Here is a 10,326-nt window from a genome sequence, read left to right on the forward strand (position 1 = left end):
ACAGCCCCGCAGGACACGCAGGCCCCCACCGCGCCCGGCTCGCTGCGCTCCACCGGCGTGACGGCCTCCAGCGTGTCCCTGGCGTTCAACGCGTCCAGCGACAACGTGGGCGTCACCGGCTACGAAATCTTCGTCAACGGCGGGACCAGCGCGGCGGCCACCAGCACCACGACCAGCGCCACCGTGACGGGGCTCGCCGCCAACACCTCCTATACGTTCACCGCGAAGGCACGCGACGCGGCCGGCAACCGCTCCTCCGCGAGCAACAGCGTCGCCGTGACGACGGGCAATCCGGCGCCCGCGGGCAGCAAGGTGCTGGTCGGCTACTGGCACAACTTCGACAACGGCTCCACTCACATCCGGCTGCGCGACGTGTCCTCGAAGTTCAACGTCATCCAGGTCGCCTTCGCGGAGCCGGTGGCGGGCGCGCCGTCGGGCACCATGGGCTTCACGCCGTACAACGCCACCGTCGCGGAGTTCAAGGCGGACATCGCCACGCTCAAGGCGCAGGGCCGCAAGGTGCTCATCTCCCTGGGCGGCGCCAACGGCACCATCCACCTGGACGACGCGGCGGCGAAGCAGGCCTTCGTCACCAGCATGCAGGGGCTCATCAACACGTATGGCTTTGACGGGCTGGACCTGGACCTGGAGGGCGCGTCGCTGGCGCTCAACGGCGGCGACACCGACTTCCGCAACCCCACCACGCCGCGCATCCAGAACCTCATCGCCGGCACCCGGCAGCTGCTCAACGACAACCCAGGCCTCCTGCTCACCATGGCGCCGGAGACGGCCTACGTGCAGGGCGGCTACGCGGCCTACGGAGGCCCGTGGGGCGCCTACCTCCCCGTCATCCACGCGCTGCGCGACCGGCTGACGTACCTGCACGTGCAGCACTACAACACCGGCACCGTGATGGCGCTGGACGGCCGCGCCTACGCGCAGGGCACGCCGGACTTCCACGTGGCCATGGCGGAGATGCTGCTCCAGGGCTTCCCGGTGGGCGGCAACGCGAGCGCCGTCTTCCCCGCGCTCCGGCCGGAGCAGGTCGTCATCGGCCTTCCGTCCTCGCCGCAGGCCGCGGGCGGTGGCTACACGACGACGGCCAACGTGCAGAAGGCGCTGGACTACCTGATGAAGGGCCAGTCCTTCGGCGGCACCTACGTGCTGCGCCAGGCCGGCGGCTACCCCGGCTTCAAGGGGCTGATGACCTGGTCCATCAACTGGGACGCGTTCACCAACTTCGAGTTCTCCAACAGCCACCGCGCCTACCTGGACACCTACCGGTAGGCCCGTGAGGCCCCGCGTCCACCGGCGGCGTGCCGGTGGACGCGGAAGGGGACGGCTAGAAGCAGAAGTTCAGGAACACGCCGACGCTCTTGTGTGCTCCCTGGGACATGATGAGGTCCGGCCGTCCGTCCGCATCGATGTCCGCGCTCGTCACCGCCGCGACGCTGCCTCGGGTGGTGTAGCGCACGGGCGTCCCGAAGGTATTCGTCCCCGTCCCTGGAAAGACGCTGAAGAAGTAGTCCGAGCCCAGGTTGGCGGGGTTGTGGACGACGACGAGGTCCGTCTTCCCGTCCCTGTCGAAGTCCGCGGCCACGACCCCCTGCGGGGTGATTCCCGTGGGGAGCGTGGTCAGGGTGGACAGCCCCCACGTCGGTTGGATGGACAGCACCGTGACGAAGTTGCCCGTGCTGCTGGCGACCGCGGCGTCCATCCACCCGTCGCCGTTGAAGTCCGCGAGCGCGATGGCCCGGGGGCGGCTTCCGACAGAGACAGACCGCTGCCGGGTGAAGAACCCGTTTCCGGTGTTCCGGACGGTCGTGACGTCTCCGCTGTAGCCCACCACCACCAGGTCCCGCCTTCCATCGCCATCCACGTCCGTGCTGGCGAGCGCGATGGGAGCATCGGTGACGTACGAGTCCCGGCGGGCGGCGAAGCGCCCGGTGCCATCCCCCTCCAGCAGGCTCACCGTGTCGTCCAGGCCGTTCGCGACCAGCAGATCCACCCTGCCATCCCCGGTGAAGTCCTCCGCGAGGAGCGCGTTGGGCCCCAGGCCCGTCGCGACTTCCTTCCTCGGGCCGAAGCCTCCCGCGCCATCCCCCATCCACACGCTGACGTTGCCATTCAAGGTGGGGCCGGGCGTGCCGCCGGAGTTCGCCGTGACGAGGTCCTGCGTGCCGTCCCCGTTCAGGTCCACGATGACGACCGCGCTCGCGCTCGAAGGCGTCACGAGGGTGCGCGAGGCACCGAACCGTCCATGGCCATCCCCCAGGGTCACGTTGACAAACTGCTCGGGGGAGACGGCCGCGAGGTCCAGCCTGCCGTCGCCATTGACGTCTCCGGTGGCCGCCCAGGTGGGAATGCCCGTGGTGGCCACCTCCAGCCTCGTCCGGACTCCACCCTGGCCGTCACCCTTCAAGAAGTGGATGGGGTTGCCCGCCAGCAGCAGGTCCCGCCTGCCATCACCGTCCAGCTCTCCCTCCACCACGCGCCCGGAGTTCGACACGGCGAACTCCTGCCGCTTGTCGAAGCCTCCCGCGCCATCCCCCTGAAGCAGTGCGAGGTTCAAGCTGTCCTGGCTCACCACTGCGTCCAGGTGGCCGTCCGCGTCCATGTCCACGAAGCTCAGGGCCGTGGGCGCGCTGGCCAACGAGATGTTCGCGAAGGGCCCGAACCGCCCGGTGCCGTCGCCCAGGGCCACGGCGAAAGAGGACGCTCCGTTGTTCGCGTACGCGAGGTCGAGCTTGCCGTCACCGTTGAAATCCGCGCTCGTCGCGGCAGTGGGGTACAGCCCCGTGAGGAAGGTCTGGCCGGTCTGGAAGCCGCCGGTCGCATCCGCGAGCAACACCGTGGCGCTGAAGTTGTTGTGCGTGACGAAGAGGTCCACCCGGCCGTCCCCGTTGAAGTCCCCCGCCGCGACCGAGCGGAGGTCGTCTGGGAAGGGGACGTCCTGCCGGGGCGCGAAGTCCCCCTTCCCGTCGCCGTGGAACAGGCGGAGCATCCTGCTGCTCCGGTCGGCCATGACGAGGTCCTTCTTCCCGTCCCCCTCCAGGTCCGTCACGACCAGGGACGCCGCCGAGGTGCCGCTGTCGAGCTCGCGCCTCGACGTGAAGCGGCCGGTTCCATCCCCGAGCACGACGAGGGTCTGGGCGTTGCCGGAAGCGGAGGACAGGAACACGAGGTCGGCGTGCCCGTCCTGGTTGAAGTCCGCCACCTGGGTCTCCCTGCCGAAGGGGAGCGTGGGGAAGGTGGGCTGGGCGGCAAGCCCACCGGCGCCATCACCCAACAGCACGCCGACGCCAGGGGAGCCCGTGTACCCCACGTCGGGAAGGCCATCCTCGTTGAAGTCCGCGATGACCACCGACGACGCCTGGTCTGTCAGCCTGGGCCCGCTCCCCAGCCCCAGGCCGCAGGGCGTGTTCGTGTCACAGGCCTCTGACGGCGGACCATCTCCCAGCGCGTTGGAGGCTTGCACGGTGAAGACATGGTGCGTCCCGCTCGCCAGACCGGAGATGGTGGCGGAGGTGGCGCTGGCCGTCACGGTCGCGGTGCGTCCGCTGGGGCTCGCGCGCACGACATAGCGGGTGAGGGGGCTGCCACCGTTGAAGGCGGGAGGCGTCCAGTCGACGCGGACGCGGCCGTTGCCCAGCGCCGTGGCGAGCGGCGTCCGGGGGGCGCCGGGCACGTCGTGCGTCGTCACCGCGGCGGAAGGCGCGGAGTCCGCGCTCGTGCCCACGGCGTTCACCGCGGCGACCGTCACCGTGTACGTCGTCCCCCGGGACAGGCCCATCAGGACCGTCTGGGTTTGCGGCCCCACGGTGACGGCCGTGCCCGCGACGCCCGCCGCGGAGGGCGTCACCCGGTAGGCCGTCACCGGCGAGCCTCCGTCGGAGGTGGGCGCGGTCCACGTGAGCGTGAGCTGGCCCACGCCCGCGACGGCCACGACGTCCGTCGGCGCGGCCGGAGGACCGGCCGGCGTCACCGTCCCCGTCGCCTCGGGGCCGGTGCCCACCGCGTTGAGCGCGACGACGTGCAGCGTGTACGCCGCGCCGTTGGTCAGGTCCGTGAAGCGCGTCTGGGTTTGGGAGGCGGGCAGCGTTTGCGTCACGTCGCCCGGCTGGAGCGTCACGGTGTAGCCGGTGAGGGCGTGGCCTCCGTCGGACGTCGGGGCGCTCCAGGACACGGTGGCGGCGCCGTCCTCCGCTTGCGCGGACAGGTCCAGCGGGGCTCCGGGCACGTCTGGCGTGGTGATGGCCGAGGACGCAACGGAGGCGGGCCCTTCGCCCACGGCGTTCCAGGCGCGCACGGTGAAGGTGTAGGGCGTGCCGTTGGCCAGCCCGGTGACGTGGGCCCGCACCCCCGTGATGTCGACGGTCGCGCCCTCCACCGCGGGCTGGAGGTCCACGGCGTAGCGGGTGATGGGGCTGCCGTTCGTTTCAGGGGCGGTCCAGGACACCGTCGCACCGCGCACCTCCGCGGTGGCGACCACGCCCGAGGGCGCTCCCGGCCTGCCCGCGGGCGTCACCGGCTCGGAGGGCTGGGACGGCATGGAGGGGCCCACGGCGTTCACGGCCACCACGTTGAACGTGTACGCGGTTCCGTTGGTGAGGCCCGTGACCTGCGCTTCGAGCACGTCCGGCGCGACCGTCTCCGAGGCTCCGCCCGGCGAGGCCGTGACGGTGTAGCCCGTGAGCGGACTGCCGTGGTCCTGGGCCGCTGTCCAGAACACCCGGGCGGCGCCGTCCCCGCTCACCGCGACCACCGCCTCCGGCGGCGAAGGGACCTCCGCGATCATTCCCCCGTCCACGACGCCGGCATCATCGTCGGCGCCTGCGTCCAGGACGCCCGCATCTTCGGCAGTGCCTGCATCCTCGAAGGTGCCTGCATCCAGGACGCCCGCATCGTCGGAGGTGCCCGCATCGTCGGAAGTGCCAGCATCGAAGACGCCCGCATCGTCGGCCGAGCCCGCGTCCAGGACGCCTGCATCCTCGGCCGTGCCCGCATCATCGGAGGTGCCCGCATCGTCGGAGGTGCCCGCATCGTCGGAAGCGCCAGCATCCAGGACGCCGGCATCGTCGGAGGTGCCCGCGTCCGTCACGCCCGCGTCGCGGACTGGCGGCTCGGGCGGCAGCGGCGAGACGCCTGGGTCGCCACACCCCACGGCGGCCGCAAGCATGACGAGGATGAACCAGACGGATCCACGGACCGGCATTTCCACTCCCCCTTCGGAACGGGGGAGCGTTCTACCAGTCCGTGCTCCGCCTCCTCAATGCGGCCAGGGGATGCGGAGGGACTGCGCGTGTCTGTCTTTGTCACCGCAGGTCGTCGAAACCTCCAGGCAGGAACGGGGCGCGGGGCCGCCAAGACGCCCCGCGCGCCCGAGGGACCGGGAGGGTCTGGGATTGCTACATCGCCGTGACCGGCCCGGGTGGGCAGGTGAAGGACGCGGGCACGGACCAGAGCTGGGGCCGCAGCGTGTCGTCCACGGCGCTGAAATAGACGCGGCTGCCCGAGCGGGTGAACCCATCCGGCGACGAGCCTCCGGGCCCCGGCTGCACGTCCGCCAGCTGCCCTGTCGTCGCCACCGTGCCCCGGGTGAACCAGGGCTCGGTGGTGCCGCCTTCGGGTGAACCGGCGAAGAGGACCTGGCCCGTGCCGGTGGCGAAGATGGGGGAGGCGTACTCGTCGCTGCGGCTGAGCTGGCGGAAGAGGTCGCGGGTCCCCGCCGCCGTGCCGTTCGTCACCCACAGCGACACGTCCAGCGGGGAGGGGCCCGGGCTGCTGATGGCCATGGAGAAGTAGAGCGCGTTCCCCGACACGGCCGACGTCTGCACGTAGGGCGTCGCGAACTCCTGATCCGCGTACGGATTGGGCAGGGTGGTGACGAGCGCCTTGCCCCCGCCCGCCAGCGAGAGCCGGTCGATTCTCAGCCGCCGCGTGGCCGCCTGCTCGGACCACACGTAGACGTTGTTGCCCAGCGCCCCGAGCAGCCGGGTGTAGTGGCCGAACGCATCCAGCCGCGCGGTGCCCGCCTCGGTGCCGTTCGTCCTCCACACCTCGTAGTTCGGGCCATCCAGCAGCAGGAACAGCCCCTGGCTCCCCGCGTAGCCCACGTCGAGGATGAAGGTGAGGCCCGCGTCCAGCCGCTTGACGGCGGTGGTGCCCGCCAGCATGCCGTCGGTGCGCCACAGCGTGGTGCCCGTGTCCTGCGCCAGGAAGAAGAGCAGTGCGCCACCGACCTTCAACGTGTTGAAGGCCAGCCCCGCGTCCGCGCCGAAGTTGCGCACCCGCAGCGTCCCCCCGGCCGTCCCGTCCGAGCGCCACAGCTCCGTGCGCGAGGGCTCCGTCGGCGTCGGCGCCGTCTGCCGGAAGAACACGAGCCGGCCGTTGACCTCCGTGAGGTCGAACAGCGCGGAGCCGGCCGCCCCCGGGGTGATGTCCTCGACGAGCCGCGTCCCGGCGGATGTCCCGTCACTGACCCAGAGCTCCGTGCCGGTGGCCACGGTGTTGATCAGGAAGAAGACCCGGTTGCCCACCGCGACCATGTCCGACAGCCGGGGGTAGACCAGCGGCTCCGCCGCGAACGCCCTCACCTGGACGGTGCCCGCCTCCGTGCCGTTGCTGCGCCAGAGCACCGCGCTGCCGTCGCGCAGCTGGGTGGCGAAGAAGAGCGTGCCCTGCACGTCCGTGAGGTTCGTCACCTCGCTGCCCAGGGGGGCGCTGGGAGGAATCACGACGCGCACCCGCGACGCCACCCCGGGAGGACATGCCTGGGCCTCCACCCGGCGTGAGTCCTCCTGCTCCGGGACACCCCCGCAGCCCGCCAGCGTCAGTCCCAGCCCTACCAGGGCACCCCAATTCCTGACACGCATGCACAGCTCCTTCCGGTCCGAAGCGGCCGCAAGGGTGGGGTGCAAGGCATTGCCTTCCAACGGGCACCGCGAGGAGGTGGGAGTGTTCCCGGAGCCTCCCGGGCTTCCTCCTGCGTGCTACCGTCGCCACCGTGTCGACACGGGATGACAGGCCGGCGGGGCGCGAGGAACCGCCTTCCGACAGGACCCGGACCCTTCCCGCGAAGCCCGGGGGGAAGGTCCGGCTGAAGCTGTGGGTGTTGTCGGGGCCCGCGGCCGGCCGGAGCCACCCGCTGCCGGTGGGCGCATACCGGCTGGGCAAGAGCGCGGACTGCGACATCGTGCTCGAGGACGGCACCGTGTCGCGCCACCACCTGCGGCTGGACGTGCAGGAGGACCGCGTCGTCGCCACGGACCTGGGCTCGTACAACGGGTCGTTCTGCGAAGGCCTGCGCTTCTCCGAGCTGGAGGTGCGGCCCGGCGCCGTGCTCACCCTGGGGGAGACCCGGCTCAAGGTGATGCCCGAGGACACCCGCGAGCGCTCGTTGCTGCTGTCGTCGCGCGACCGCTTCGGGGCCCTGGTGGGGACCAGCCGCCGGATGCGGGAGGTCTTCACGTTCCTGGAGCGCATGGCGCCCGGTGACTCGGACGTGCTCATCCAGGGCGAGACGGGCACCGGCAAGGAGCTGTGCGCCGAAGGGCTGCACCAGGAGAGCCCGCGCGCGAAGAAGCCGTTCGTGGTGGTGGACCTGGCGGGCATCGCGCCGTCGCTCATCGAGTCCGAGCTGTTCGGCCACGTGAAGGGGGCCTTCACCGGCGCGCAGGCGGACCGCGCCGGCGCCTTCGAGCGGGCGCAAGGGGGCACCGTCTTCCTGGACGAGGTGGGCGAGCTGCCCCTGGAGCTGCAGCCGCGCCTCCTGCGCGTGCTGGAGCGCCGCCAGGTGAAGCGGGTGGGCGGCAACGACTACCGGGAGCTGGACGTGCGCGTGGTGGCCGCCACCCACGTGGACCTGGAGGCCGCGGTGAAGGCGGAGAAGTTCCGCCGGGACCTCTTCCACCGGCTGGCCGTGCTGCGCGTCGCGCTGCCGCCCCTGCGCGAGCGTCCGGAGGACATCCCGATGCTCATCGACACCGTGCTGGAGCGCCTGGGAAAGCCGCCCAGCACCCTGTCGGACCAGACGCGCGCCCTGCTCGTCCAGTACCCCTGGCCGGGCAACGTGCGCGAGCTGCGCAACGTGGTGGACCGCGTGGTGAACCTGGGCGAGGAGTCACTGCCCGACATCGACCCGGGCGTCCCCGGCCGTGCCGCCATGCGCGCGGGTGAGCTGGACCTGGCCCGGCCCTTCAAGGAAGCGAAGGAGCAGCTCGTCCAGGGCTTCGAGCGCGACTACCTCAAGAGCCTCCTCAAGCGCTGCGAGGGCCGCTTCAACCGCGCCGCCCGGGAGGCCGGCATCGACCGGGTGTACCTGCGCAAGCTGATGCGCAAGCACGGCCTGGAGCTCAGCGACGGCAAGCCCGGGGCGGACGAAGACGACGCCGGGTGACTCCCGTCACCTGGTGGGACCGCCACCGGGTGACTCGAGTCACCCACCGGCGAGCCCCGCCGGGTGGCGGCTCCCTCGGGAGGCCCGGCGCGACCGGGCACGCGGGGCGCTGGCACCGCTCCTGCTTAGGGAACGCGTACCGGCCATTCACGGCCCCCACGACCCCGAGCACGCCATGATCTCCTCCGTTTCTTCCCGTTCCAACCCGTCCTCGTTTCTCGCCTCCCTGCTGAAGTCGTCCGCGCGTCCGCAGCCGGCGCAGCAAGCCCAGACGCAGCCCTCCCAGGACACGTCCGCGGCGGCCCTGCGCAACAAGCTGTTCTACGCGGACAGCTTCGAGTCCTCGCCGTCCGCGCGGACGCAATCGCAGTCGCTGTCCGCCACGCCGACGACCCGCCCCGCGGGCGCGGGCTCCGACCCGCTCGGCGCGGACGCGCTCGTGAAGGCCAGCTCGCATGACGCGTCCAGGGACTACCCGGCGCTCTCGTACGCGGATGACAAGCAGTACAACGGGCAGCCGCTGGGCTTCTGGAAGAAGAACGTCTGGGATTCGGCCATCAAGTCGGGCGCCGCCCCAGAGGAGGCCGCGCTGCTCGTCGCGCAGGTGATGCAGGAGGGCGGCACGGACTTCAACAAGAGCGGCGCCGCGACGAACTACGGCCCCTTCAACCTGAACAAGGACCTGCTGGAGACCTACGGCAAGCACCTGCCGGACGACCTCCAGAAGCTCAACGGCAGCAGCCCGGAGGCCATCGACCTCAACGTGAGCAATGCGCTGGATGCGATGCGCGCGGTGGGGGCCAACAACTACCTGCACCACGTGCGCGGCGGCCGCACCAACTTCGAGCACCCCGAGCAGCGCATCAGCAACAACCCGAACGTGAAGGGCGACGACGCGTTCGCCTTCGAGCGCAGCCTGACGAACAACGCACGCCTCTTCCTGGAGGCCGCCCAGGCCAACCCGTCCGCGCTGACCGACAACCAGCGCTTCGCCTCCGACATCCCGAACATCTGAAGCAGCGGGCGGGCGTGAAGGGCCGGGCCCCGCGTGCGATGCACGCGGGGCCTTTTCACGTGCTCACATCCCGGGGACTACGAACCGGACTCGCGCGAGCCGAAGGAGTTGTTCTTCGAGCCGATGCCGGAGGAGTCCCCCAGCGTGGCGGAGTGATTCGCGTTCGCGGCGGCGAGCGCGCCCGCGTCACCGCCCTGGGGATTGACGATGAGCATCCCGCCGCCCTGGAACGAATCCCAGCCGGAGTTCATCGCCTGGGTGAGGTGCTGGAGGTCCACGCCGTACTTGGACCCGCTGGCCGGATCATGGATTTGATACTGGCCCTGCGCGTCCTTGCCGTCGATCTCCACCCAGTGCGCGCTGCCGGCCGGCGTGTTGCCGGAGGCGCCGGGCTGGATGAGGTTGGAGTCCACCAGGGCCACGGCCTTCTTGCCCGTTTCGAGCGCGGCGTTGAGCGCGTCGCGGTCGAAGTTGGCGGCACCGCGCGTCACCTCGAAGCCCTGGCCCGCGAGCATCTGGCCCATCTGGTCCGGCGTCGTGCCCTTGCTGTCGGAGTAGCGGGACTCCAGCGACTGGACGAGCTGGGCGTCCGTCTGCCCCTGGCCGCCACCGTTGGCGCGCACCAGCATCGCGGCCGCCGTCGCGCCGCAGTTGGTGGCGTCCGTCTGCCGGAGGACCGGCGTCTCCTGGAGCCAGCCCTTCGCGCCCGGGGACTTCGCGTCCGTCAGCGAGGGCACCTGCTCCATCTGGGACAGCTCCAGGGGACGCGCGCCCAGGGGCTGTCCGGCCCCCGCGGCCTGGGCGGCCCACTGCCCCGCGACCTCAGGCGACTCCTCGAAGCGGTCCTCCTGGAACCCGGTGACCTGCTCCGTCTCCTGGACCGGCTCGGGGGTGAGGTGGCCCTGCACCGGAG

Annotated in this window: 6 protein-coding genes; 3 read left to right on the plus strand and 3 right to left on the minus strand. The window is 71.2% G+C overall.

The features are described from left to right. Window positions 1–1,287 (plus strand): chitinase (locus tag D7W79_RS31890; RefSeq protein ID WP_120529145.1); only part of this gene is annotated, 1,287 nt, incomplete at its 5' end. A gap of 55 nt (window positions 1,288–1,342) precedes the next feature. Here the strand turns inward: D7W79_RS31890 and D7W79_RS31895 are convergent. Beyond that, window positions 1,343–5,215 (minus strand): FG-GAP-like repeat-containing protein, encoded by a 3,873-nt coding sequence (locus tag D7W79_RS31895; RefSeq protein WP_120529146.1) that lies wholly within the window; start codon window positions 5,213–5,215, stop codon window positions 1,343–1,345. A gap of 193 nt (window positions 5,216–5,408) precedes the next feature. After that, a complete protein-coding gene (locus tag D7W79_RS31900; protein ID WP_120529149.1) occupies window positions 5,409–6,875 on the minus strand; it encodes a hypothetical protein in 1,467 nt (488 codons plus the stop codon). Between the two features lie 131 nt (window positions 6,876–7,006). On the opposite strand from D7W79_RS31900, the gene D7W79_RS31905 reads away from it, so the two are divergent. Then, window positions 7,007–8,398 carry a sigma 54-interacting transcriptional regulator gene (locus D7W79_RS31905; protein ID WP_120529147.1) on the plus strand — a complete coding sequence of 464 codons (1,392 nt, stop codon included), beginning with the start codon at window positions 7,007–7,009 and terminating at the stop codon, window positions 8,396–8,398. A 175-nt stretch (window positions 8,399–8,573) separates the two neighbouring features. Continuing rightward, the gene (locus tag D7W79_RS43940; RefSeq protein ID WP_158617097.1) at window positions 8,574–9,413 is read left to right on the plus strand and encodes a hypothetical protein; all 840 of its coding nucleotides are present in this window, start codon (window positions 8,574–8,576) and stop codon (window positions 9,411–9,413) included. Window positions 9,414–9,490: 77 nt separating this feature from the next. Here the strand turns inward: D7W79_RS43940 and D7W79_RS31915 are convergent. After that, a partial coding sequence (locus D7W79_RS31915; RefSeq protein WP_147442146.1) for a C39 family peptidase occupies window positions 9,491–10,326 on the minus strand: 836 nt, incomplete at its 5' end.

It is taken from the genome of Corallococcus exercitus, assembly GCF_003611585.1.
Classification (GTDB): domain Bacteria; phylum Myxococcota; class Myxococcia; order Myxococcales; family Myxococcaceae; genus Corallococcus; species Corallococcus exercitus.

Coding starts and splice junctions, on each gene's coding strand:
- D7W79_RS31900 (WP_120529149.1), bottom strand. CDS start 6,875: ATGCGTGTCAGGAATTGGGGTGCCCTGGTAGGGCTGGGACTGACGCTG.
- D7W79_RS31895 (WP_120529146.1), bottom strand. CDS start 5,215: ATGCCGGTCCGTGGATCCGTCTGGTTCATCCTCGTCATGCTTGCGGCC.
- D7W79_RS43940 (WP_158617097.1), top strand. CDS start 8,574: ATGATCTCCTCCGTTTCTTCCCGTTCCAACCCGTCCTCGTTTCTCGCC.